General features: G+C 68.5%; 17 protein-coding genes and 3 tRNA genes. 5 read left to right on the top strand and 15 right to left on the bottom strand.

Annotated features, from left to right (window positions below):
* Positions 1–115 precede the first annotated feature (115 nt).
* The 8 genes from N5096_RS06075 to N5096_RS06110 all read right to left on the bottom strand — a co-directional run bounded on the left by N5096_RS06075 (position 116) and on the right by N5096_RS06110 (position 9,617).
* Positions 116–769 (bottom strand): 30S ribosomal protein S7, encoded by a 654-nt coding sequence (locus N5096_RS06075; RefSeq protein WP_267663422.1) that lies wholly within the window; start codon positions 767–769, stop codon positions 116–118.
* Complete coding sequence (locus N5096_RS06080; protein WP_004599087.1) at positions 766–1,194, bottom strand: 30S ribosomal protein S12; 429 nt, start codon at positions 1,192–1,194, stop codon at positions 766–768. Before N5096_RS06080 ends, N5096_RS06075 begins: the two co-directional genes overlap by 4 nt.
* A 242-nt stretch (positions 1,195–1,436) precedes the next feature.
* Positions 1,437–1,856, bottom strand: a complete 420-nt coding sequence (locus tag N5096_RS06085) for a NusA-like transcription termination signal-binding factor (protein ID WP_267663423.1) — start codon at positions 1,854–1,856, stop codon at positions 1,437–1,439.
* Positions 1,856–3,070, bottom strand: a complete 1,215-nt coding sequence (gene rpoA2 / locus N5096_RS06090) for a DNA-directed RNA polymerase subunit A'' (RefSeq protein ID WP_267663424.1) — start codon at positions 3,068–3,070, stop codon at positions 1,856–1,858. Before rpoA2 ends, N5096_RS06085 begins: the two co-directional genes overlap by 1 nt.
* Positions 3,063–5,990 (bottom strand): DNA-directed RNA polymerase subunit A', encoded by a 2,928-nt coding sequence (locus tag N5096_RS06095; RefSeq protein WP_267663425.1) that lies wholly within the window; start codon positions 5,988–5,990, stop codon positions 3,063–3,065. The genes rpoA2 and N5096_RS06095 overlap by 8 nt, the downstream gene beginning before the upstream one ends.
* A 6-nt stretch (positions 5,991–5,996) precedes the next feature.
* Positions 5,997–7,826, bottom strand: a complete 1,830-nt coding sequence (rpoB, locus tag N5096_RS06100) for a DNA-directed RNA polymerase subunit B (RefSeq protein ID WP_267663426.1) — start codon at positions 7,824–7,826, stop codon at positions 5,997–5,999.
* 1 nt (position 7,827) lies between these two features.
* On the bottom strand, positions 7,828–9,393 hold the full coding sequence (locus N5096_RS06105; protein ID WP_267663427.1) for a DNA-directed RNA polymerase subunit B'': 1,566 nt from the start codon (positions 9,391–9,393) through the stop codon (positions 7,828–7,830).
* On the bottom strand, positions 9,390–9,617 hold the full coding sequence (locus N5096_RS06110; protein WP_094522283.1) for a DNA-directed RNA polymerase subunit H: 228 nt from the start codon (positions 9,615–9,617) through the stop codon (positions 9,390–9,392). The genes N5096_RS06105 and N5096_RS06110 overlap by 4 nt, the downstream gene beginning before the upstream one ends.
* A gap of 261 nt (positions 9,618–9,878) precedes the next feature.
* On the opposite strand from N5096_RS06110, the gene N5096_RS06115 reads away from it, so the two are divergent.
* Both N5096_RS06115 and N5096_RS06120 read left to right on the top strand, forming a co-directional pair.
* Positions 9,879–9,951 (top strand) — tRNA-Asp (locus tag N5096_RS06115).
* Between the two features lie 30 nt (positions 9,952–9,981).
* A tRNA-Asp gene (locus N5096_RS06120) sits at positions 9,982–10,054 on the top strand.
* Positions 10,055–10,427: 373 nt separating this feature from the next.
* Here N5096_RS06120 and N5096_RS06125 read toward each other — a convergent pair.
* The 3 genes from N5096_RS06125 to N5096_RS06135 all read right to left on the bottom strand — a co-directional run bounded on the left by N5096_RS06125 (position 10,428) and on the right by N5096_RS06135 (position 13,520).
* On the bottom strand, positions 10,428–11,432 hold the full coding sequence (locus N5096_RS06125) for a histone deacetylase family protein (protein ID WP_267663428.1): 1,005 nt from the start codon (positions 11,430–11,432) through the stop codon (positions 10,428–10,430).
* On the bottom strand, positions 11,433–11,864 hold the full coding sequence (locus N5096_RS06130) for a histone (protein WP_267663429.1): 432 nt from the start codon (positions 11,862–11,864) through the stop codon (positions 11,433–11,435). It abuts the gene before it with no gap.
* Positions 11,865–12,038: 174 nt separating this feature from the next.
* The gene (locus N5096_RS06135; RefSeq protein WP_267663430.1) at positions 12,039–13,520 is read right to left on the bottom strand and encodes a single-stranded DNA binding protein; all 1,482 of its coding nucleotides are present in this window, start codon (positions 13,518–13,520) and stop codon (positions 12,039–12,041) included.
* 287 nt (positions 13,521–13,807) lie between these two features.
* Here N5096_RS06135 and N5096_RS06140 point away from each other — a divergent pair.
* A tRNA-Arg gene (locus N5096_RS06140) sits at positions 13,808–13,880 on the top strand.
* Positions 13,881–14,494: 614 nt separating this feature from the next.
* Here N5096_RS06140 and N5096_RS06145 read toward each other — a convergent pair.
* The gene (locus N5096_RS06145) at positions 14,495–16,336 is read right to left on the bottom strand and encodes a cation:proton antiporter domain-containing protein (protein ID WP_267663431.1); all 1,842 of its coding nucleotides are present in this window, start codon (positions 16,334–16,336) and stop codon (positions 14,495–14,497) included.
* Positions 16,337–16,535: 199 nt separating this feature from the next.
* Here N5096_RS06145 and N5096_RS06150 point away from each other — a divergent pair, with 199 nt between their 5' ends.
* On the top strand, positions 16,536–17,213 hold the full coding sequence (locus N5096_RS06150) for a DUF309 domain-containing protein (protein ID WP_267663432.1): 678 nt from the start codon (positions 16,536–16,538) through the stop codon (positions 17,211–17,213).
* 19 nt (positions 17,214–17,232) lie between these two features.
* Here N5096_RS06150 and azf read toward each other — a convergent pair whose 3' ends face one another.
* The 3 genes from azf to mutS form a co-directional block, all read right to left on the bottom strand.
* Complete coding sequence (gene azf / locus N5096_RS06155) at positions 17,233–18,117, bottom strand: NAD-dependent glucose-6-phosphate dehydrogenase Azf (protein ID WP_267663433.1); 885 nt, start codon at positions 18,115–18,117, stop codon at positions 17,233–17,235.
* 142 nt (positions 18,118–18,259) lie between these two features.
* Positions 18,260–18,610: a cell division protein SepF gene (locus tag N5096_RS06160; protein WP_267663434.1), complete on the bottom strand. Its 351-nt coding sequence runs from the start codon at positions 18,608–18,610 to the stop codon at positions 18,260–18,262.
* A gap of 62 nt (positions 18,611–18,672) precedes the next feature.
* Positions 18,673–21,468, bottom strand: a complete 2,796-nt coding sequence (gene mutS, locus N5096_RS06165; RefSeq protein ID WP_267663435.1) for a DNA mismatch repair protein MutS — start codon at positions 21,466–21,468, stop codon at positions 18,673–18,675.
* Between the two features lie 128 nt (positions 21,469–21,596).
* Between mutS and N5096_RS06170 the strand changes: the two genes are divergently transcribed.
* Positions 21,597–22,394, top strand: a complete 798-nt coding sequence (locus N5096_RS06170) for a ZIP family metal transporter (RefSeq protein ID WP_267663436.1) — start codon at positions 21,597–21,599, stop codon at positions 22,392–22,394.
* Positions 22,395–22,838: the final 444 nt, after the last annotated feature.

Below are 22,838 nucleotides of genomic sequence, written 5' to 3' on the forward strand. Positions count from 1 at the left end.
CGCTCACGGTGGGCTACGTGTCCTCTCGCCGCTAACTAGCGCTGCCGCTCCGCGGTCGGGGTCGAAACGGAAGAACCGCGAAACGCGTCCCGTCGGTTCGGCGTCGAGACCGGCGTTAGCGGGCCGCGGCGGCGACGCGCTCGCGCTCCTCCTTCTGCGAGATGGAGTAGGAGCGCTCGGCGTCGTAGTCCGCGGCCGTGACGAGCTCGTCGGCGAGCGCCTCGGCGGCGGAGGTCGTCGACTTGTACGTCGCGCTGGCGACGCCGTCGGAGATGAACAGCAGCGCTTGGTCGACGCGCCGCTGGGGCGCGACATCGACCGCCTTCGGGACGGAGATCCCGCCGTACTTCAGACGGACGGTCTCCTCGCGGGGCGCGGCGTTCTCGACGGCCGTCACGAGGACCTGGGCCGGGTTCTCCTCGGTCCGATCGTGGATGATGTCGAAGGCGTCGCGGACGATCCGCGTCGCCTGCTGTTTCTTGCCCGTGTTCTCCTCGGTCTGCATCAGGCGGTTGATCATCCGCTCGACCAGGGAGATCTCGCTTTTCTTGAACTGTTTCGACGCGTGACGGCCCATGGTGTGGGCGATGGGCGTCACGGTCATGTACCGCTTCGTCGAGGGGTCCTCGTAAGCGATCTCCGCGACGTCCCAGGCACCGAACAGCTTCGCGTTCTCGTTGGCGGCCTCACTGGACGCGGGCGCGTCCGGCTCCGGCTCGTCGGCGGCGACGTCCGCGTCGGACTCCGCCTCGGTCTCCTCCCCGCTCATCTGACGGGCTTCTCCGCGTTTCCGCGAACGAGTTCGATCATGGAGACGCCGTTGACCTTCTCGACCTTGTAGTTGACACCGGAGAGGTCGCCCATCGCGCGACCCTTGGCCCCGCCGATCCCGGCGATCGTGACCTCGTCGTGCTCGTCGATGAACGAGATCGCGCCGTCACCGGGACAGAACGCGGTGACCTGCTTCCCGTTCTTGATGAGCTGAACACGGACGCACTTTCGGATCGCCGAGTTCGGCTGCTTTGCCTCGATCCCGACCTTCTCCAGGACGATTCCGCGAGCCTGCGGAGCGCCCTCCAGGGGGTCGGACTTCTTCTTGAGCCCGCGCTCTCGCCGAGCGTACTCGGAGTCGGACCAGCGACGCTTCTGCCGGTCCTTTTTGAGCTTACGGGCCGCGTATTTGCCGTTCGCCATCGTACATCCACTTCCGAACGGAGCTACTTAAGCGTCGTCTTTCGGCGCGGCGAAACGGCCTCAGATCGCCCGAGCGGTACCTCTCGTCCGTTCTGAGGGTGTTTTTTGTGGGAAGAGATCCGAAAACGACCGCCGCTCGTCCCCGCTGAGCCGGTAAGCCGGCCCGAGCGGGCGTCGTTGACCGATATGCGAACGGCGCGCGAGCGACACGCGAACGAGGCGTCGGCTAACGCCGGTCGCCCCTACGTGAGCTGCACGTCGTCGACGTCGTGGTGACGCTTCGCCAGCGTCCGGGCCGTCTCGATGTTGGTCCCGTCGGCGCCGATGGCGACGCCGCGGTCCGGCTCCGGTACCTCGACGTACGCGACCCGGTCGTTCTGCTCGGATATCGTCACGGCGTTGACCGCCGCCGGCGCGAGCGCGCTCGCGACGAACGCCTTCGGCGTATCGGCGTCCTCGACGAGCTCGATGGACTTGCCCAGCCGCCGCTCCGCCTCTTCGACGGTCTCGCCCGCCTGACCGATCGCGGCGGCCATCTCGCCGGCCGGCACGAGGAACACGAGCCGGTCGCCCTCCACGAGGCAGTCCTTCGGCGCGACCCCGGTCAGCTCGTCGAAGCGACCGATGTAGCGCCGCGCCTCGTCGGAGAGCTCGACGCGCATCAGTCGTCGCCCACGACGCGCGACCCCATCCGGAGGTCGACGTCGCCGGTGCCGAGCGAGATCGGTTTGCCGGCGATGACGTTCTCGATGACGCCGTCGAGCTCGTCGTACTCGCCGTGGATCGCGGCGTCGAGCAGGTGGTTGACCGTCACCTCGAACGCCGCCCGCGCGAGCACGGAGTCCTTGTTGCCGGAGATGCCGTGGCGCCCGATCGACTCGATCTCGCCGTTGTTCGTCATGATGTCGGCCACGAGCATGAGGTGCCGGACGTTCACGTCGTCGAGCCCCTGCTCTTCGAGCGTGTTCTTCGTCTCGTCGATGATCGTCTCGCGGGCCGCCTCGACCCCGAGGTTGCGGTAGATCTCGTGGATGTTGTTACACGTCGTCCGCGAGGCGTCGACGCCCTCGATGTCGAGGGTGTCGCCGAACGCCGACCCCTCAGTGTAGAGGACGAACTCCTCGTCGCCGTCGATCTCCTCTTTCCGGATGACGACGCGCTCGATCTCCTCGATCCCCTTGAAGACGATTTCGCGGAGCCGCTCGACGAGCTGGAGCAGCTCGCGGTAGCTCGGCTCACTCGGGCCGAACTCGATGACGGTGCCCGACTGCCGGGCGTCGACGCCCAGGGAGTCCTCGATCGTCTCGGCGACGATCCCGGCGACCTCGGACGGGTCGGAGTGGGTTGGCCACCGCTCGAGGAGGGTGTCGTCGTTCAGGTCGATCCGAACCAGCATGTCGGCGACGTTCGTCGACACGTCGCCGAGCGCGAGGATACGCGTCGCCTCGATGGACCAGACGACCTCGTGGGCCTTCTCGCGGTCCGTCGCGTACTCGCCCCCGAGGTGGACCGTCATCATCGGCGTGTCCGGCGTCTTCCGGGCGTCCACTAGCTCGATGAGCCGGGGGAGCCCCTGCGTGACGTCGATTTCTGCAACCCCAGCGTAATGAAAAGTATTCATTGTCATCTGAGTCCCGGGCTCACCGATTGACTGTGCAGAAACAGTCCCAACAGGGTCCAAGGGATCAACCCGCGTCTCGATGTATCGATTCTCGACGCCCGTCGCGACCTCGGTGGCCTGCTCGATCGTGATCGCGCCGGCCTCCTCGGCCTTCTGTTCGAGGGCCTCGTACACCTCGTCTTTGAGGCGGGTCGGTAGCTCCGTCGCCTCAACGACCGCCTCCATGTCATCCGTGACGTGGTCGTACTCAGTCATCGGATTCCACCCCCGGACCGCCGGCCTTGTTCAGGCCCGGCCCGGCGTGCTCCGAGAGGTTTGTCGGCGGCGCGCGCTCACCGAGGAACCGCTCCTTCTCGTCGTCGGACTCGAACTCGGCGTCGACGACGCGGTCGACGATGTCGTCGACGTCGATGCCGTCGCCCTCGCCGGAGGATACCTTCGCCGGCGAAGTCCCGTCCTCGCCGAATTCGAACTGGACGATCCGGCCCGAGGTGTCCCGGACCGAACCGTCGTACTGCGCCTCGAGCTCGGAGAGCGCGTTGATGAGCCGCCGCTGGAGGTAGCCGGACTTGGAGGTCCGAACCGCCGTGTCGACGAGCCCCTCGCGGCCGCCCATCGCGTGGAAGAAGAACTCCTCGGGCGTGAGCCCGCCGCGGTAGGAGTTCTCCACGAAGCCGTGCGCCTCCGACGAGAGGTCGTTCTCCTTGTAGTGCGAGAGCGTCCGGTCCTCGTAGCCGCGGTTGATGCGCTCGCCGCGGACCGCCTGCTGGCCGACGGAGCCGGCCATCTGCGTGAGGTTCAGCATCGACCCACGCGCGCCGGAGCGGGCCATCACGACCGCCGGGTTGTCGTCGCCGAAGTGCTGTTCGGCGATCTCACCGGCCGAGTCGCGGGCCTTCCCGAGCGTCTGCATGATCTTCATCTCCAGGGTCTCGTCGACGCCGCGGCCCGGCAGCGACTCCAGCTCGCCGGCTTCGTACGTCGAGATTAGCTCCTGGACGCGGTCGTAGGCGCTCTCGATGGCGTCGTCGACCTGCTCTTCGGCCTCCGGCGGGATCGACTCGTCGTCGATCCCGATCGAGAAGCCGAAGTTCATGATCGCGCGCATCGCCAGCGACGCAATCTCGTTGATGAACACGCGCGAGCGCGTCTTCCCGTACTCCTTCGTGAGAGTGTCGACGACCTCGCCGCCGAAGGCGCCGACCGCGTCCTCGTCGATCGTCCCCTCGACCAGCTGACCGTTCTCGATGAGCACGCGGTCGCCCGTCGAGGACGTAAAGTCCAGCGAGAGGTCGTCGGGGAGCAGCTCCGAGAACAGCGTCCGGCCGGTCCAGTACTCGCGTCCCTCGTCGTCGACGCCGTCCGCCTCGGGCAGCTCGTCCACCCGGGTCGCCCGGAGCAGGTCCAGCGCCTGCGTTTCGGTGAACTCGGGGTTCGAGTGCGTGAGCAGGTACGTCCCGGAGATGTGGTCCTGGATCGCCCCGATGATGTTCCCGCCGAAGCGCGGCGAGAGGATCTGCTCTTGGACGCGCATGAGGACGCGCGCCTCGGCGCGGGCCTCCTCGTTCTGGAGCGCGTGCATGTTCATCTCGTCGCCGTCGAAGTCGGCGTTGTACGGCGGACAGACGACGGTGTTGAGCCGGAACGTCTTGTACGGCATCACCACGACCTCGTGGGCCATGATGGACATCCGGTGTAGCGAGGGCTGCCGGTTGAAGATCACGATGTCGCCGTCAACGAGGTGGCGGTTGACCTCCCAGTCGGCCTCGACCTTCTCGGCGAGTTCCTCGCAGTTCTTCTCGGTCACCTTCAGACGACGCCCGTCAGGGCGACGCACGTAGTTCGCGCCGGGGTGCGCCTCCGGGCCGTTCCGGACGTACTGGCGCGCCTCGTCGACGTTGCGCTCGGTGACGTTGAGCGTCTGGGTCATCTCCATAGCGACCCGGTCCGGGACGCCGACCTCGTTGAGGGAGAGCGTCGGGTCGGGCGAGATGACGGTCCGGGCGGAGAAGTTGACGCGCTTCCCCGACAGCGAGCCGCGGAAGCGACCCTCCTTCCCTTTCAGCCGCTGGCTGAGGGTCTTGAGCGGCCGGCCGGAGCGGTGTCGCGCCGGCGGCGTCCCGCTGATCTCGTTGTCGACGAACGTGGTGACGTGGTACTGGAGCAGCTCCCAGAGGTCTTCGATGATCAGCTGCGGGGCGCCCGCCTCGCGGTTCTCCATGAACCGCTGGTTGATCCGGATGATGTCGACCAGCTTGTGCGTGAGGTCGTCCTCTGAGCGCTGGCCGTTGTCGAGCGTGATGGATGGGCGCGTGGTCACCGGCGGGACGGGGAGGACCGTCAGAATCATCCACTCCGGCCGGGAGTTCTCCGCGTCGATGCCGAGGACCTCGAGGTCCTCGTTCGGGATGTCCTCGAACCAGTCGCGGATGTCCGAGGGCATCAGCTTGTTCATGTCCTCCTCCGTGAGGTCGATGTCGAGCGCCTTCTCGATGGCGCGGCGGTCCTCCTTGCGCGGGCGGAACTCGCCGGCCATGATCTCGTTGATCCGGTCGAGAGCGATGTCGGTCTTCTCTGCGAGCTCCTGCGGGGACGTGCCGGGGTCGTCCTCTTCCTCGTCGGGCTGCATCGCGGCCGCGATGCGCTCGGAGTAGTCGCCCGAGAGTACGTCCTGGACCTCGTAGTAGGTGGTCGGCTTCTCGTGTTTGATGTCCGCCTGCGGCTCGCCGCAGAACGGACAGGTCTTCGCCTTCCGCGCCTGCCGGACGGCGGCCTTCAGCACGTCGTGTTCGTCGTCGCCGAGCTCCTTCGCGCGCTCGTAGCGCTCGCGGAACTCGTCGCGCTGCGCGTCGTCTAAGGCGAGCTTCCCGCACTCGCGGCACGTCGAGCGGAGCAGCCGCCGGATGAGCTTCGTGAAGCCCACGTGGATGACTGGCGCGGCCAGCTCGATGTGGCCGAAGTGGCCGTTACAGGAGCCGGAGTGGGAGCCGCAGGTCCGACACTCCAGGCCGGGGTCGATGACGCCCAGCCGCGGGTCCATCAGCCCCATGTCGATCGGGTAGCCGTCGTCGTCGTACGTGTCGGCCGTGATCACCTTCGTCGCCGACATGTCCCGGTACGTCTCCGGGTCCATGAGGCCGAAGTCGATGCCGCCGAGTACTTTCGGTGTTTGCATTGACATTTAAATCGCATCCTCCAGTTCGAGTCTCGGTCGGATTCCCAGGGCGATCATCTCGTCGAGGAGGAGCTTGAACGCGTAGCTCACCTCGAGCTCGTGGATGTCGTCCTCGTCGCCCGTGACCGGGTCGTACACCCGGCGCTGCTCGCGGTCCTCGACGGCGACGAGTCCCGTCTCCGCGGAGACGTGGACCGTCTCGGCGTCCGAGGACTCCAGGAGCCGCTCGTTGAGCACCATCGACGCGCCGTGGCCGATGATCGTGTCGCGCTCCATCTCCCCGACGCGCAGCCCGCCCTCGCGGGCCCGCCCCTCGGTCGGCTGGCGCGTGAGCACCTGGACCGGTCCGCGCGAGCGGGCGTGGAGCTTGTTCGACACCATGTGGTACAGCTTGTGGTAGAAGATCGTCCCGACGAAGATCTCCGCGTCGATCTTCTCGCCGGTGACGCCGGAGTACATCACCTCCTTGCCGGAGGACTTGAAGCCGTGTTCCTCAAGGCCGTCGCGGAGCTCCTCTTCGTCTTCGCCTTGGAACGGCGTGCCGTCGACCCGCGAGCCGCGCAGCGAGCCGACCTTCCCGCCGAGCATCTCCAGCACGTGGCCGACCGTCATCCGCGACGGGAGCGCGTGCGGATTCATCACGAGGTCGGGGACGACCCCCTCCTCGGTAAAGGGCATGTCCTCCTGCGGGGCGAGGTGGCCGACGACGCCCTTCTGGCCGTGTCGGGACGCGAACTTGTCGCCCAGCTCGGGGACGCGCTGGTCGCGCACCTTCACCTTCGAGAGCTTGGAGCCGTCCTCGCCCTCCATCAGCGTCACCGTGTCGACGACGCCGGACTCGCCCGAGCGCATCGTGACCGAGGTCTCCCGACGCTTCTGGGGAGAGAGCCCGCCCATGTCGTCCGGCTCCTCGAGGAAGCGCGGCGGGCTGGTCTTGCCGAGCAGCACCGAGGACTCGTCCACCTTCGTCTCGGGGTTGACGAGGCCGTCCTCGTCGAGGTGCGTGTACGCGTCCTCGCCGCGCGCGCCGCGGACGTCCTGCTCCGGGATCTCGAAGCGGTCCTCTTGGCCGCCGGGGTACCGGCGCTCCTCGCCCTCGTACGTCCGGAAGAAGTGCGAGCGGGTGAGCGCGCGGTCGACGGAACCCTGGTTCATCACCAGCGCGTCCTCGATGTTGAACCCCTCGTACGACATCACGGCGACGACGAAGTTCTGCGCCGCCGGCCGCTTGTCGAAGCTGATCTGGTCGGACGTCTGCGTCTTCACCATCGCCAGCTGCGGGTAATGCAGCAGGTGCTGACGCGTGTCCGGCCGGATCCGGTAGTTGGCGGAGGGGAGCCCGAGCGACTGCTTCATCATCCCCGCGCCCATCGTGATCCGGGGGCTCGCGTTGTGCTCGGGGTACGGGATCATCCCCGCGCCGATACCGAACACGAGCTGCGGGTCGATCTCGAGGTGCGTGTGGTCGTCGGTCACGTCCTCTTCGTCGACGGCCACGAGGATATCCTCCTCCTCCTCGGCGTCGATGAACTCGACGTAGCCGCGGTCGATGAGGTCCTCGAACTCGATGTCGCCGCGCTCGAGCGCCTCGACCTCCTCGTCGCCCAGCAGGGGCTCGCCGTTCTCGACGACGATCAGCGGCCGACGGGCCCGCCCCGCGTCCGCGTTGACGATCACCTCCTGGGTCCGGTCTTTGACCGAGACGTTCACCATATCGGAGACGTCGCCTCGGCGGCGGGCCTCGCGGATCTGTTCGGCGAGGGCCTCGGGGTCCGGATGGGTCCCGACGAGGCTCCCGTTGACGTACACCTTCGCTTCGCGTTCTGCCTGAGCCATGTTAGTCGTCCGCCGTCTGTCGTTCGACGCCCTCGATGCCGGGGATCCCCTCGACACCCATCGACGCCAGTTCTCGTTTCAGCCCCTGTTCGTCCTCGACCGTCTGCGACAGCTCCATCGACTGCGCGAAGTTCTTCACGAGCCCGCAGTTCGGTCCCTCCGGGGTCTCGGAGGGACAGATGCGACCCCACTGGGTCGCGTGGAGGTCCCGCGCCTCGAAGTGCGGCTGCGACCGCGACAGCGGCGAGCGCAGGCGCCGCAGGTGCGAGAGCACGCCCATGTAGTCCGTCCGGTCGACGAGCTGGGAGACGCCCGAGCGGCCGCCGACCCAGTTCCCCGTCGCGATCGGGTGTTCGAGCCGCTCGGTCAGCACGTCCGAGCGAACGACCGTGTTGACGGTGAGCTGTCGGTTCCGCATGTTCGCGCGCTCCAGCTGGTACTTCACGTCGCGCGCCAGCTTGTTCAGGGCCGTCCGGAACAGGTCGCGCATCAGGTCGCCGGAGACCTTCAGGCGCTTGTTGGCGTAGTGGTCCTTGTCGTCGGACTCGCGGCGGTCCAAGGCGAGCTCGAAGCACGCCTCGGCCATCCGGCAAAGGTAGTACGCCTTGTTGATGCGGACGTCCTCCTCCTCGACGCCCTCCTCGTGGAGGTGCGGCAGGAGGTAGCGGTCGATGACGTAGTTCGCCCGCTTGAGCTGGTAGTTCTTCCCCTGCCCGGAGGCGACGCGCTCGCCGAGAGTCTCGATGGCCTCCTCGGTCGTCTGCACCTCCGCCTCCTCTAAGTTCTCCAGCATGAACTTCACGATCTCGGGGTCGTCCGAGACGCGGTGGACGATCTCCTCGTCCGACTCCAGGCCGAGCGCCCGGACGAGGGTCACGAAGTCGATCGAGCCCGAGACGGACGGGAACGACACCTCGAGCAGCCCCTCGCGGTTGCGCTCGCACAGCACCAGCGCGCGGTAGCCGCGGCGCTGGGAGAACGTCTTGGCGACCTGGATCTCGTCGCCGTACTTCGAGTCGTACTCCGCGAGGATCTTGTTCGGCGCCAGGTCCTCCGAGGTCATCAACACGCGCTCGGAGCCGTTGACGATGAAGTAGCCGCCGGGGTCGACGGGGTCCTCGCCGATGTCGATGAGCTCCTCGTCGGAGAAGCCCGCCATGTTACACTTCTCCGAGCCGACCATAATCGGCATCCGGCCGACCTTGGTCTCGGTCGTGTCGACGACCTGCTCGGGCTCGTCCTCGCCGCCGCGCACGATCGACATCTCCATGAAGACGGGCGCCGAGTAGGTGATGTTCCGGAGGCGGGCCTCCTGCGGGTACAGCAGCTCTTCGGAGCCGTCGGCCTCGCGGACGCGTGGAGTGACCATCCGAACGTCGCCGAGCTCGACGTAGACGGGCTCTTGCCCCTCCTTGTCGCCGATGTCGGTCTCGATCGTCTCCTTCTCGTCGACGACCTCCTGCATGCCGCGGTCCAGGAAGTTGTTGAACGAGCGGAAGTGGTGTTCGGCCAGCCGTTCGTCCGAGAAGTACTCGCGTGAGACGACGCGTCGGTCTTGCCTGTTCATGAGACGACTAACCGGTACACGACGGCTTCCTCCGTCGTGCGAGAGTTTCGAACGATCTTCACCACGTCACCGACCTCGGCCTCGTCGGGGATCGCGGGATCCGTGCGTTTGATCTTCGGTAGGTTCGTCCGCTTCACGTCGTACTCGGCCAGGACCTCGTCGACCTCGTCGTCATCGAGGAGGACGTGGTCCGGGACGAGTTCGTGTTGGCTTACGTCTACCATGGGTGGTGGTTATTGAGAGAAGCTATCACGAGATACTACAGATCGCTATATGCGCCAACCAAATAAGGCTTGTCAACCGACGCCGCCGCGCGCGGCTCACGACGTCGGGGCGTGCGATACTCTCACCCATGCGAGTATCATATAAAACAGTACCGCCGGGGTCGGCGCGTGACGGGCCCGTCCGCCCTTGTCATCCGTCCCCACCGTCGCCGGCGATGACAAGCCTTATTTGCCGGACAGGGGTACGAATGATTGCGACAAGCCCGGATGGTGTAGTGGCCCATCATACGACCCTGTCACGGTCGTGACGCGGGTTCAAATCCCGCTCCGGGCGTCCCCCTTTTCGGGGCCTTTGTCGCTGTCTGCCCGGATGGTGTAGTGGCCCATCATACGACCCTGTCACGGTCGTGACGCGGGTTCAAATCCCGCTCCGGGCGTTTTCGACGAACGAGATGGCGAGCGTAGCGAGCCGTTCGTCGAAAACGCTCGCACAAGGGTTTGAATCTGAGGACGAGCGAACGAAGCGAGCGAAGTCCTCCGGGTTCAAATCCCGCTCCGGGCGTATTTTGTCGCCGCCAATCGGCGAGCGAAGCGAGTCGATACCGGCGGCAACGATCGATTCGTCGGAAGTTGAATCCTCTCAGTCGCGCGCAGCGAGCGGTGCGAGGTGCGAACGAAGTGAGCACCTCGATATGCGAGCGGCGAAGCCGCGAGCAGCGAGCGAGCACGTCTGATTCACGTTCAAATCCCCCCGGGCGCTTTCGACGAACAACACGGGGAACGATGGGCCCGCCTCGGCCGCTCCGCCCCCTACAGGTCGAGCTGCTCCCGCAGCTCCTCCACCAGCGACTCCGTCTTCGCGTCCGGCTCCTCGTCGTCGGTGACCGGCGTCCGGCCGTCGTACGTCTCGTGAACCATCGAGACGCCGTCGGCGAGGGTGTCGAGCCCGTACCCGCCCTCCAGCACGTAGGCCTCGGCCGCACCCACGTCGTCCGCGATCGACCGGACGTGGTCGGTCATCATCGCGTACCCCTCAGAGGAGACGCGCATCCGCGAGATCGGGTCGTGGCGGTGGGCGTCGAACCCGGCCGAGACGATCAGGAGGTCGGGGTCGAACCGATCGACGGCCGGCCCGATCGCCTCGTCGATGGCGTAGCGGTAGTCGGCGTCCCCGGCGCCGGCGGCGAGCGGGAGGTTCACCGTGGTCCCCTCCCCGTCGTCCCGGCCGGTCTCCCCGAGGTCGCCGGTGTCCGGGTAGAGCCCGTCCTCGTGGATCGACGAGTAGAGCACGTCGCTCCGGTCGTAGAACACGTCTTGGGTGCCGTTCCCGTGGTGGACGTCCCAGTCGAAGATCGCGACCCGGTCCGCGGCGCCCCTGTCGAGGACGGTCTGGGCCGCGACGGCGGCATTGTTGAAAAAGCAGAATCCCATTGCGTCGTCGGGCACCGCGTGGTGACCCGGCGGACGGCCGAGCGCGAAGGGGGTGTCTCGGCCGTCGGCGCCGTCGAGCGCCGACCGGGCCGCCCACTGCGCGAGGCCGGCGGCGGTGAGCGCGGCGTCCCAGGTCCCGTCGCTCGCGACGGTGTCGGGGTCCCAGCTCCCGCCGCCGTCGTCCACGAACGCCTCGAGCTCGTCCACGTATCCCCCGTCGTGGACGGCGACGACCTCCTCGCGGGTCGCGGGGTCCGCCTCGGTGTACTCGACGCCGTGCCGCTTGGCGAGTCCGCGGCGGATCGCGCGCAGTCGGTCGGGGTTCTCCGGGTGTCGCTCCCCCGTGTCGTGCGCGAGACACTGCTCGCTGTAGCCGAACCGCATCTACTCGAACAGCGCGAAGTACGTCTCGATGTCCTCGGCCTGTACGGTCCGCCGGTCGGCGTGTCGCGCGAGCGTCGCGGCAGCGCTCGCGACGTTGTCGGCGTAGTCCTCGAGGATGTCGGCCAGCGCGATCCGCGCGTCGACGCCGACCCGGTATCGGTCGTCGATCCGGAGCCGCGCGATCCGGTCGATGGGCGCGACGGGCAGGGCGAGCTCTTCCCGGGTTATCACCTGCTCGACGCCGAAGTCGGACGCCATCAGCGTCTTCCGTCCGTCTTCGGTCGCCCGTTCGGCCGCGTCGATCGCCAGCTCCGCGCCGTGCGCCTGGATGCGCCGCGCCAGCTCCTCGGCGGCGTCGGCGCTGACGCGGAGTGCTCCGGCGTTCCGCCGGATGATCCCGTCGACCGGCGCGAACGGCAACTCGACACTCATACACACAGTCGCGTTCGTGTACCGTATAATGCTTTCCGTTACCGCCGTCTCCGCGCTCGAGCGCTGGCGTCGGGGCGACTCGACGCGTCGCTGCTTCCGACAGCGTCGCCCGGTCACGACCCCCCGCCGTCCGTCGTGGAACTCGTTCAGCGATCCGACAGACGCTCGCGGCGGCTAGAACACGTCTTCCGCGTGGATCGTCCCGTCGCGCTCCGCCCCTCGCACGGTGATCTCCTCGCCGAGCCGGAGACTCGCGTCGGTCTCGACGCTCCTCGTCTGCTGGCCGTCGTCCAACACGACCGGGTCGCCGGTCTGCACGACGGTGCCCGTGAACTCGACGTCCTCGGCCGACTGCTCCGCCGTCGCGGCCGCGGCGCCGGACCCGGCGCTCTCCTCTCCACCGGTCCCGCCGGCGACGGCCTCGGCGGCCGCCTTCTGCCCGTCCTCGGCGAAGGCCCCGAGTCCGGCGTTACCCTCGCCGCGCTCGTCGCCCTCGGAATCACCGCCGGACCCGGACGCGGTGTTCCCCGTTCCGCTCGCCCCGTCCGACCCCTCCTCGAGGACCGTGACCGTCGACCGCCAGTTGGCGGACGCCTCCAGGTCGTCCTGCCAGCCGTCCTGAATCTCGACGTCGGTGAAGACGACGCGGTCGGCCAGGTCAATGTCGCGGTCGGCCTTGTCGCCCCACAGCGCGACGCGGATCTCGCCCGTCTCGTCTTTGATCCGGACGTTCTGCACCTGTCCCTCGCTGCCGTCGTCGCGGTCGAACGTGCGCTTCGGGTCGGTTTCGATGACGCCGCCGCCGACGTCGACCGTCTCGTCGATCTCCAGGTCGGCGATGTCGGTCGTCTCGGGGACGTACTCGACGTCCTCGTCGACGCGCTCGACGGTGCCGCGGTCCCCGACGTGGAGCTCCAGGTCCCCGTCGCGCTCGCGGACGTAGCCGTCGCCGACCTCGACGACTTCGCCGGCCTCGAACTCGTCGGCCAGGTCGGCCTTGTCGTCCCACAGCGTCACGCGCACGCGGCCCGTCTCGTCGCCGACCGTGAGGTTGGCGACCCGCCCCTCGCTGCCGTCGTCGCGGTCGAACGTGCGGATCGAGTCCGTGTCGAGCACCTGCCCGACGAGGTCGACGTCGGAGGCGCCGAGCGAGAGGTCCTCGACGCGGTAGGTGTCGAGCACCTGCACGTCGACCTCCGCGTCCTCGTCCGGCTCGACCTTGTCGGCGCTCACTTCCAGCCCGCTGTACCCCTCCTTCGGGCGGCCCATGACGCGGAGCACCTGGCCGACCTCCAACTGCTCGTCGGCCGCCGCGGCCATCTCGTCCCAGAGGGCGACCCGCACGGAACCAGAGGCGTCCGCGACGTCGACGTTACAGACGCGCCCCTCCTCGGCCTCCTCGTCGTCGCGCTCGAAGGTCTTGATCTCGCCGATGGAGGTCACCTTCCCGAGGAACTTCACGTCGTTCATCCCCGGCTCGATGTCGGCGATGGTGTCGACCTCCTCGTCGCGCAGCTCGTGAGCGATGAGCATCGCGGCCGTCTCCTCGTCGGCGAGCCCGCCCATCTGCTCGACTTTGTCCTCGACGGCCGCCTCGAACTCCTCGAACTCGACGTCGGTGTCGAGATCCTCGTAGACGTCCTCTATCACTCCCATACGCGTACCTCCTCGGTTGTCGAGTTCGCGGATAAGCGTTGTCTTTGCCGGGGTCTCGCGGCCGAACCCGCCCCCACCTCCGGTCCGGTCCGAGGCGCGTTCGCCGGTCGGGTCCGCGTCGCTGTCGCGGATCGGGATTCCGTCATACGAGCCCATCGGTCCCCTCGATAGAAAAGGTGTGCAATCCGTGCGCGGTCGCGTCCGCCGGATCGCGTCGCATGCGACCCTCCGCCACGCGGCCCGTGGACCGTAACCGTCTTAAGTTCTACCGCGGTACGTTTGCTTGAGTCCTGGTAGGGTAGTGGACTATCCTCTTGGCTTGCGGAGCCAGGGACCGGAGTTCAAATCTCCGTCAGGACGCTCACTTTGCGGCTCCCTCACTTCGTTCGGCAGCCGCGGCGTTCGCGCCCTGACGTGCCTCACGCTCGCTTCGCTCGCGTGAGACTCCGTCAGGACGTTTTCGGACACACCAAACGGCGAGCGCAGCGAGCCGTGCGTGGGTCCCCCACCGCACGCTCCGGCTGTTCCAGGTTTAAAAAGGGGCGGTAGCGCGCGCCTCCGAACGCCCAACAGTGTGCGGAGCACGCGCGAGGGAGTCGCTGGCGACGCCAGCCCTCATCGGCAGGGGAGAGCGAAGCTCTCGCTTGCAACCGGACGCAGTCCGGTGACAGCGTGGCGCCACGCGCCACGGCCAGCCGGCGCCGGAACCGCCGGCGACGAGGCCGGGGAGGCGTGAGGTGCGGTTGCGGCGCGGGTGGGGCTTTGAACACGGCCTCTGTCACAGCGACTGCGACGACGTATAGCCGAGCGGCTGTGGCTTCGGAAGCTACTCACCGCATCAACGCCGACCAGTTATAAACGGTGAAGAGACCGAAAGACGATCTCTCGCTGGAAATTGCTTATAAACGAGCGAGCGCCGATCCGACGCTCCTCACCCTCGCCCCGCGAACGGACAGAACCTCCCGGTCGGCGTGTTAGTCGTGCGGGTGGAACCGCTCCATCGCGCGCCTGACCGCGTCCGAGTCGCCGATGAAAGTGACGTGGTCGCCGTACTCCAGCACGCTGTCCGCCGAGGGCACGTGGTTCTCGCCGTCGCGGCTGACGACGGCGACGAAGGTGCCGTCGGGGATCTGCGCGTTGAGGTCGCGAATGGTCTTCCCGGCGAGGTTCTCCGCGGTCACCTCGACCTCCTGGACGTCGTGGCTGTCGCCCAGCTCGTTCATCCAGTGGGTGATCGCCGGGCGCTCGATCTCGTCGTCGATGGCCACCGCCGTCGCCGTCGGCGAGTCGATCGCCGTCACGCCGATGCTGTCGAAGGCGTCGAGGTTGTCCGACTCGTTCACCCGCGAGTACACCGACTCCACGTCGAACTTCGTGAGCGCGAGCTGGCACGCGAGGAGGTTGATGTCGTCGTCGCCGGTCACCGTGATCACGCGCTTCGCGTCCTCGATGCCCGCGCCGCGCAGCGTCTCCGCGTCGCTGCCGTCGCCGTCGTAGACGGTGAACCCGTCCGAGCGCGCCCGTTCGCTCTCTTCGTCGTCGCTCTCGACGACGACGACGTACTCACCCCGCCGCTCCAGTCGTGTGGCGAGCGTCCGGCCGACCCGGCCGCCGCCGATGATTATCGTGCGCATTGGTGACACTCCGAGAACGTCGCCGATCTGCCGCGCCAGCCCGGCCTCGATCGCGACCGTCGCGAAGATGACGGCGAACACCGTCCCGACCAGCAGCTCGCCCGCCGCCACGTTCCCCGCGAGCTCCAGTTCGATCGCGAACAGCGTGGCCACGCTCGCCGGAATGATCCCGCGCGGGCCCACGCTCGCGAGAAACAGCCGTTCCGGCCAGGTGAACCGCTCGATGCCGACGGTGGCGATCAGCGCCCCGAGCGGTCGGAACACGAGCATGATCACGAGCACGAGTCCGACGGCGCCGAGCCCGAGCTGCAGTATCGCCTCGACGTCGATCAGCGCGGCCAGCGAGATGAACACGAACGAGAGGACGACGAGCGTCGTGTTCTCTGCGAACTCCTCGATCTCCTCTCTGTTGTTGATGTCGAGGTTCCCGAGCAGGATCCCGCTCGTCGCGGCCGCCGCGATACCCGCCTCGGCGGCGACGGCCTCGGCGGCCGCGAACGCGCCGACCGCCGCCGCCAACACCAGGAACTGCGACGCCTGCACGTCGCGCTCGGGGACCAGGTCGCTCTCCAGCAGGTAGTAGATCACCACCGTCGCGAGCACCCCCGCGAGCACGCCGACGCCGAGCCGCTCGACGAACGAGAAGACGGTCGCGGGAACCCCGAGGTCGTCGAGCAGCAGCGTCTCGAAGATCACCACGGCGACGATCGCGGCCGTCACGTCGTTGACGATCCCCTCGGTCTCCAGCGCGGTCGCGACGTGGTCCCTGACCCGGACGACGTTGAGTATCGGCGTGATCACGGTCGGGCCGGTCGCCACGAGCAGCGCCCCGATCAGCAGCGCGATCTCCCAGTTCGCCCCCTCGAGGAACCGGACCGCGACCGCCGTTCCGAGGAACATCACGAGGGCGCTGACCGTCACCAGCCGGAGCGACACCGTGGACGCGCCCCGGATCCGGTCGATCCGCAGGGCGAACGCCCCCTCGAAGACGATGATCGCGACGCTGATTCCCACGACGATCTCGAGCCCGCTCCCGAACGTCTCGAGCGTCACGAGCCCCAACGCCTCCGGTCCCAGCAGGACCCCGATGAGGAGGTAGAAGATGACGCTTGGAACTTTCAGACGGTGAGCGATCAACTGGACGACGAGTCCCGACACGAGGATCGCCGCGATGACCGGCAACAGGCTGGACACGTCTACGGTTCCTATAACCGCCCCCCTCCTCAGTGTATTGGTCGACCGGACCCCGAGTTCCCCGGCCCCGTCGCTCTGCGGGGGACATTCGGAGGGCGGACCCCCACGCCGAGGGCTTCGGGCGGCAGCCTCCGCCATCGGCGCGCGGGTCTCGGCATTTTTATATCACCGTCGCCGACGGTCGCCCATGACCGATCGCGATCCGAACTCCCGCGACGAGGGCGCCGCTCGGGCCGACTCCGAGAGCGCCCCGTCCGTCTCAGCCGCCCTCGCCGCCGGCGCCGCCCTGTTCAACGAGGGACACGCCCTCGCGGCCCACGACCCGTGGGAGGCGGCGTGGCTCCCCCTCGACGGGGGCGACGACGAGCGCCTGCTCCACGGGCTGATCGCGGCCGCGGCGGCGACCCATCACGCGACCGATGGCAACTGGTCCGGCGCGGTCGGGTGCGCCGAAAACGGCGCGGGGTACCTCGACGGCGTCGACGACGCGGCCCGCGGCGTCGACGTCGCGACCGTCCGGAAGTGGTGCCGACGCCTCGCCGCCGATCCCGAGACGATCGAGCGCGCCGGACCGCCGCGGATCCGGATCGAGGGCTCGGCACCGGGATTCGACGACGTGGGACTCCCGGCCGCGCTGCTCGCGGCGCCCGCGCTCGCCGAGGCGGTCGACCACGGCGACGAGGCGACGTTCGAGGCGGCCGCGACGCTGGCTCGCGAGCAGCGCGGCACCGGGCGAACGCGGTTCGCGGAGCTCGTCTTCGCGTTCCTCCGCGAGCCCGACGCCCGCCCGCAGGTGGCCGCGCGACTCGCGGACCACGTGGACCTCGCGGAGCGGAAGCGACGCGACGTCGACGACCTCTTTTAACCGTCTCCGTCGCGAGCGGTCAGGCGCCGTCGGTCGGCGTGTCGGGGTCGGAGGGGAAGTTCGGCTCCGCGGGGGGCGCCTCGGCGACGGCGGGGTCGGTCCCCCCGTCCTCCGTCGCGGCCCCCTCCTTCGGTTCGCCCTCGAAGGTGTAGTTCGCGGAGTTGTCGGCGGGGGCGTAGCCGAGCGCCTCGCGGGCGCGCTCGAGCGAGTAGTACCGCCGGTCGTTGTTCGAGATGCCGTAGACGACCTCGTAGCCGTAGTCGGCCCGCAGACACCGGTCGAACAGGTGCGCGCAGTCGCGGTGCGAGAGCCACATCGCCTGTCCGCGCTCGTACTCCCGGGGCGGGTGGTCCCTCGTGAGATTCCCGATGCGGACGCAGACGACGCTCATCCCGTGCTCGTCGTGGTACAGCCGCCCGAGCGCCTCCCCGGTCGCCTTCGAGACGCCGTAGAGGTTCCCCGGCCGGGGGGGCTCGGTGCCGTCCAGTCGGTAGTCGTCGTCCGTGCGGTAAAGATCCGGCGTGCGGTCGTCGGTCTCGTAGCCGCCGACGGCGTGGTTCGAGGAGGCGAACGCGAACTTCTCGACCCCGGCGTCGACGGCCGCGCGCATGACCACCTGCGTCCCGTCGATGTTGTTGCGGAGCACGGAGTCCCACGGCGCCGTCTTCCGTGGGTCGCCGGCCAGGTGGATCACGGCCCCGACCCCTTCCATCGCCTCCCGGACCGCCCGCTCGTCGGTGATGTCCGCGACGTACCGGTCGGCGTCGGTGACTCTGTCGGGCACCTTCGCCGCCGGGAGCGGCTCCCTGTCGAGGAGTCGCCACTCGTAGTCGTCGCCGATGCCGCGGAGGATGGCCTGCCCCACCCGTCCCCCGGCGCCCGTCAGCAGGACCGGCTCGTCCATTCGGTCGTACGTGGGCGGGAGACGGGCATATAACACACGGTTCGGCCGCGCGCCGGCCGGTCACGTCGGGAACACGCCTCGACTCCGGCGATCCGAGGCCCGAACGAGGGGCGTGTTCTCCCCGAAACGAGCGGGCGTCCGGCTACAGCTTCTCGCGCGAGATCGAGACGCCCGTGGGGGTGATGACGATCTGGTCGTCGCCCTTCTGGACGATGTCGCCGTCGACCTCCCGGGCGACCTGCCGCAGCTCGTCGATGATGTGTTCGACCGTGCGGTCCGACGTGGAGTGCCGGGTGATGTCGGCGATGACGAAGTCGCCGTCGTAGACGGCGTCTTTGATCGGGATGACGTCGCTCTGGTCGCCGATCTCCGCGATGTGTACCTGCATCCCCGTCTCCGCGTGCGCCTCGGCGAAGTCGTCGAGGTCGAGCTCGACGTAGTCGTCGACGGAGCGCTTCCCGCCCCCGCCGAGGATCTTGCTCATGATGCCCATACACATCACACGTCGAGGTCGGACATTAGTTCTTACGTCAGACGCTCCCCTCGCGCCGGTCGTCAGCGGCCCTCGCCGAGCCGCTCCTGCCACTCCTGCACCCGCGCGAGCAGCTCCACCGGCGCGGTCTCCGCGACGTCGACGTCGCTCAGTTCCCCGATCACGGCGCGGGCCTCGGGGTCGAGGCGGTCGGCCTCGGTGGTCTCCGGCTGCTCGCCGCTCTCGGTACCCCCGACGGATTCGGGGGGGCCACCGGAGCCCGCCGACTCCGGGCCCGTTCCGTTTCGGCTTCCCTCGCCCCCGGCCGCGTCCGTCTCCACCGACCCGGCGCCGTCGTCGCCCGCGAACGACCCGGACGAGAGGTCGAAGACGACCTGTCGCGTGCCGTCGCCGTCGGCGCCGGCGGGGTCTCCTCCCCCGGCGCCGCTCGCGTCTCTCCCCCGCGACCCCTTCGCCTCGATCGCCTTCTCCTCGCGGAGCCGGTCGAGCACCTCGTCGGCGCGGGAGACGACCGGTGTCGGTACGCCGGCGAGGTCGGCGACGTGGACCCCGTACGACCGGTTCGTCGGCCCGTCGCGGACCGTCCGGAGGAACGTCACCTCGCCGTCGCGCTCGTCGACGGCGACGTGGACGTTGGCGACGCGGGGGAGGTGGTCCGCCAGCGCCGTCAGCTCGTGGTAGTGCGTGGCGAAGAGGGTCCGCGCGCGCACCTCGTTGTGGAGGTACTCGGTCGCGGCCCACGCGATGGAGATCCCGTCGTAGGTGGCGGTGCCGCGGCCGACTTCGTCGAGGATGACCAGGGAGTCTTCGGTCGCCGAGTGGAGGATGTTCGACAGCTCCTGCATCTCGACCATGAACGTCGAGCGCCCCTGCGCCAGCTCGTCGAGCGCGCCCACGCGGGTGTAGATCCCATCGACGAGCCCGACCTCGGCGGCGCGCGCCGGGACAAACGACCCCGCCTGCGCGAGCAGTTGGATTAGCGCCGCCTGCCGCATGTACGTCGACTTCCCGCTCATGTTCGGGCCGGTGACGATCAGGAACCCGCGCTCCCCGTCGAGCCGGAGGTCGTTCGGCACGAAGTCCGTCGTGCGCTCGACGACCGGGTGGCGCCCGGCTTCGACGTCGAGCCGGCGCTCGTCGGTCAGTTCGGGACGGGTCCAATCGTTGCCGGCCGCGTGGGTCGCCAGCGACGCGAGCGCGTCGACCTCGGCGACGACCCGCCCGACGTCCTGAAGCAGTTCCGCGTCGTCGGCGACGCGCTCGCGCAGCTCCTCGAACAGCTCGTACTCCAGCTCGCCGCGGGCCTCCTCGAGGCGGAGAACCTCGCGCTCTCGCTCGTCGAGCTCGTCGGTGACGAACCGCTTCGAGTTCTTCAGCGTCTTGATCTCGCGATAGTGTTCGGGCACCTGGTCCGCCACGGACTTCCCGATCTGGATGTAGTAGCCGTCCGTCTTGTTGCGGTCGACCGTGACGTGGCTGAGCCCGTGCCGTCGCTTCTCCCTCTCCGCGAGCGTGTCGAGCCACTCTCTCGCCTCCTCGTGGCTCGCGATCAGCTCGTCGAGCTCGCCGTCGTACCCCTCTCGGAGCAGCCCGCCCTGCGTCTTCGCCTTCGGCGGGTCGTCCGCGAGCGCGTCGGCGAGCTCGCCGTGGAGGGCGCGAGCGCGCTCCCGGTCGAGCTCCTCCAGCACTTCCGCGACCGGCGACTCCACGAGCGCGGTCCCCTCGACGGCGTCGGCCATCGCCGGCACCAGCGCGAGGGTGTCGCGAACCGAGAGGAGTTCGCGTGCGCCCGCGCTCCCGCTCGTCGCCCGCGCAGCGAGCCGCTCGAGGTCGTACGCCTCGCCCAGCGTCTCCCGCAGGCGATCGCGCGCGAGCGCCGCCCCCGCCAGCGCCTCGACCGCGTCGAGCCGACGGTCGAGCCGCGCCCGGTCGCGCCGCGGCCGCGTGAGCCACTCCCGGAGGAGCCGGCCGCCGGCCGCGGTGACGGTGTGGTCGACCGTCTCGAACAGCGACCCCTCGCCCTCGCCGCGCATCGTCTCGGTGAGCTCGAGGTTGCGCTGGGTGGTCGCGTCGACGTCGACGTGGTCGCCGTCGCCGTACGCCGTGAGGCGGGTCATCGAGGCGAGTACGCCGGCGCCCGTCTCCTCGACGTACCCCAGGACCGCGCCGGCCGCGCGCAGCGCGAGGTCGGAGTCGATCCCGACGCTGTCGGCGGTCTCGCGGCCGAACTGCTCGCGGATCGCGTGTTTCGCCCGCCCCGGCGCGAACGCCTCCGCGTCGAAGACGGAGACCGACCCCGACAGGTCCTCGCGGACCGCGCCGAGCAGCCGGTCGTCGTTGCGGACGCGGGGGCCCGGGAGCACCTCCGCGGGGTCGAACCGGTACAGCTCCGCCCGGAGGTCGCTCTCGTCGCCGCCTTCGGTGACGAGGAACCGACCCGTGGTGACGTCGGCGAGCGCGAGGCCGTAGGGGCCGTCTGCTTCGTCCTCCTCGCGAACCACCGCCGCGAGGTACCGCGCGTCGTCGTCGGCAGTTTCGAGCAGGGTTCCGGGCGTGACGACCCGGGTGATCTCGCGGGCGTGGCCGTCGTCGGTCTCGTACTGGTCGGCGACGGCGACCCGGTAGCCGCGCTCGACGAGCGCCTTCACGTAGGGGGTCAGCTCCGTGAGCGGGACGCCCGCCATCGGGTACGACGACCCGTGCGAGGACTTCTGAGAGACCGTCAGGTCAAGCTCCTCGGCGACCAGCTCGGCGTCGTCCGCGAAGAACTCGTAGAAGTCGCCGCACTGCATCGCGAGGACGTCCGCGTCCGTCTCCGCCTTTAACTCGAGGAACTCCCCGACGATCCCCGTTGGCATATACCCGTACTCCCGCCGTGGGCGGCTAAAACCCTACGGGTGTCCGGCGGCGGGTACCCGCATCGTCCCTGTCACGTGGTGAGGACCCGCGCCGCCTCTAAGTGACCGCCAGTCGAACCGTCAGATGGATGGCCCCCGTCGACGCGTTCGCGTTCGTCTTCCTCGCCGGCCTGATCACGGCGCTGGCGACCGGGGTCGGCGCGCTGCCGTTCTTCTTCTTCGACTCGATCAGCGACCGCGGGAACGTGGCGCTGTGGGGCTTCTCGTCGGGAATCATGCTGTCCGCGTCGCTGTTCGGACTGGTGCAGGAGGGGCTCGCCGAGGGCACGCCGGTCGAGATCGGGATCGGCCTGGCGGCGGGCGTCGTCCTCGTCGTCGTCGCGCACGAGGTCCTCTTGGACGCCGACGTCGACCCGCGGCAGTACGAGGAGGCCGACTTCCGGAAGCTCGTGTTGATCCTCGGCGTGTTGACCGTCCACAGCTTCCCCGAGGGGGTCGCGGTCGGCGTCTCGTTCGCGGATCTCGGGCTGGCGGGCGGAACTTCGCTGTTCGGCTTCACCGTCCCGCTGCTCGCGGTCTTCATGACGGTCGCGATCTCGATCCACAACGTCCCCGAGGGGACCGCGATCTCGATCCCGCTCCAGACAATGGGCGTCTCGAAGTGGAAGATGGTCTGGTGGGCGGTGTTCTCCAGCCTGCCCCAGCCGATCGGCGCCGTGATCGCCTTCGCGTTCGTGCGGTACGCCCGCGAGTTCCTCCCGTACGGCTTCGGCTTCGCGGCGGGCGCGATGATCTACCTCGTCCTCACTGAGTTCCTCCCCGAGGCGCTCGAAACGGGCGCCGACCTCCCCCGGGGCGGGAAGCCCGTACTCGCGGGCGGCATCGCGCTCGGCGTCGCGCTGATGCTCCCGCTCGCATATTTATAAGCGCACGACGGCACCGACGAGATTGTTTAAACGTGTCTGAGCAACGGCGACGATCATTTATAAATGCCGATGCGGTTGGCGCGTGCCTGCGAGGCCGCTTTGCGGCCGAGCAGCACGCGCGAGGGAGTCGGTCGTCGAGCGAAGCGACGGCGACCGACGAGGCTGGGGAGGTGTGAGGCTGCGGTGCTGTGCGGGGTGGGACTCAAAAGGGCAGCCGGGAGGGCGGCGCAGGCGACGCAAGCACCGCAACGAGGGAGTGAACGAAGTGAGCGACCGAGTGAGGAGCACAGCGAGCGTGCGCCGCCCTCCCGGCTGGGGCTTTGGAGGAGTTCACTATGCCGTCGCCCATTTATAAACTGCCAATCGATTCAACGGCTTACGGAGAATCAAGGAGAAAGCCCCGTGCTTTAGCGCGGGGATGAATCCGACAGTATTCTACATCAA

Source organism: Halorubrum yunnanense, from assembly GCF_026586675.1.
GTDB lineage: Archaea > Halobacteriota > Halobacteria > Halobacteriales > Haloferacaceae > Halorubrum > Halorubrum yunnanense.

Excerpts from the sequence above, each read along its gene's own strand:
- N5096_RS06125 (WP_267663428.1), bottom strand. The coding sequence starts at position 11,432 with ATGCGGTTCGGCTACAGCGAGCAGTGTCTCGCGCACGACACGGGGGAG.
- N5096_RS06150 (WP_267663432.1), top strand. The coding sequence starts at position 16,536 with ATGACCGATCGCGATCCGAACTCCCGCGACGAGGGCGCCGCTCGGGCC.
- rpoB (WP_267663426.1), bottom strand. The coding sequence starts at position 7,826 with ATGGCTCAGGCAGAACGCGAAGCGAAGGTGTACGTCAACGGGAGCCTC.
- N5096_RS06135 (WP_267663430.1), bottom strand. The coding sequence starts at position 13,520 with ATGGGAGTGATAGAGGACGTCTACGAGGATCTCGACACCGACGTCGAG.
- rpoA2 (WP_267663424.1), bottom strand. The coding sequence starts at position 3,070 with ATGACTGAGTACGACCACGTCACGGATGACATGGAGGCGGTCGTTGAG.
- N5096_RS06170 (WP_267663436.1), top strand. The coding sequence starts at position 21,597 with ATGGCCCCCGTCGACGCGTTCGCGTTCGTCTTCCTCGCCGGCCTGATC.
- N5096_RS06095 (WP_267663425.1), bottom strand. The coding sequence starts at position 5,990 with ATGCAAACACCGAAAGTACTCGGCGGCATCGACTTCGGCCTCATGGAC.
- N5096_RS06160 (WP_267663434.1), bottom strand. The coding sequence starts at position 18,610 with ATGGGCATCATGAGCAAGATCCTCGGCGGGGGCGGGAAGCGCTCCGTC.
- N5096_RS06110 (WP_094522283.1), bottom strand. The coding sequence starts at position 9,617 with ATGGTAGACGTAAGCCAACACGAACTCGTCCCGGACCACGTCCTCCTC.
- N5096_RS06085 (WP_267663423.1), bottom strand. The coding sequence starts at position 1,856 with ATGCGCGTCGAGCTCTCCGACGAGGCGCGGCGCTACATCGGTCGCTTC.
- mutS (WP_267663435.1), bottom strand. The coding sequence starts at position 21,468 with ATGCCAACGGGGATCGTCGGGGAGTTCCTCGAGTTAAAGGCGGAGACG.
- N5096_RS06130 (WP_267663429.1), bottom strand. The coding sequence starts at position 11,864 with ATGAGTGTCGAGTTGCCGTTCGCGCCGGTCGACGGGATCATCCGGCGG.
- N5096_RS06075 (WP_267663422.1), bottom strand. The coding sequence starts at position 769 with ATGAGCGGGGAGGAGACCGAGGCGGAGTCCGACGCGGACGTCGCCGCC.
- azf (WP_267663433.1), bottom strand. The coding sequence starts at position 18,117 with ATGGACGAGCCGGTCCTGCTGACGGGCGCCGGGGGACGGGTGGGGCAG.
- N5096_RS06105 (WP_267663427.1), bottom strand. The coding sequence starts at position 9,393 with ATGAACAGGCAAGACCGACGCGTCGTCTCACGCGAGTACTTCTCGGAC.
- N5096_RS06080 (WP_004599087.1), bottom strand. The coding sequence starts at position 1,194 with ATGGCGAACGGCAAATACGCGGCCCGTAAGCTCAAAAAGGACCGGCAG.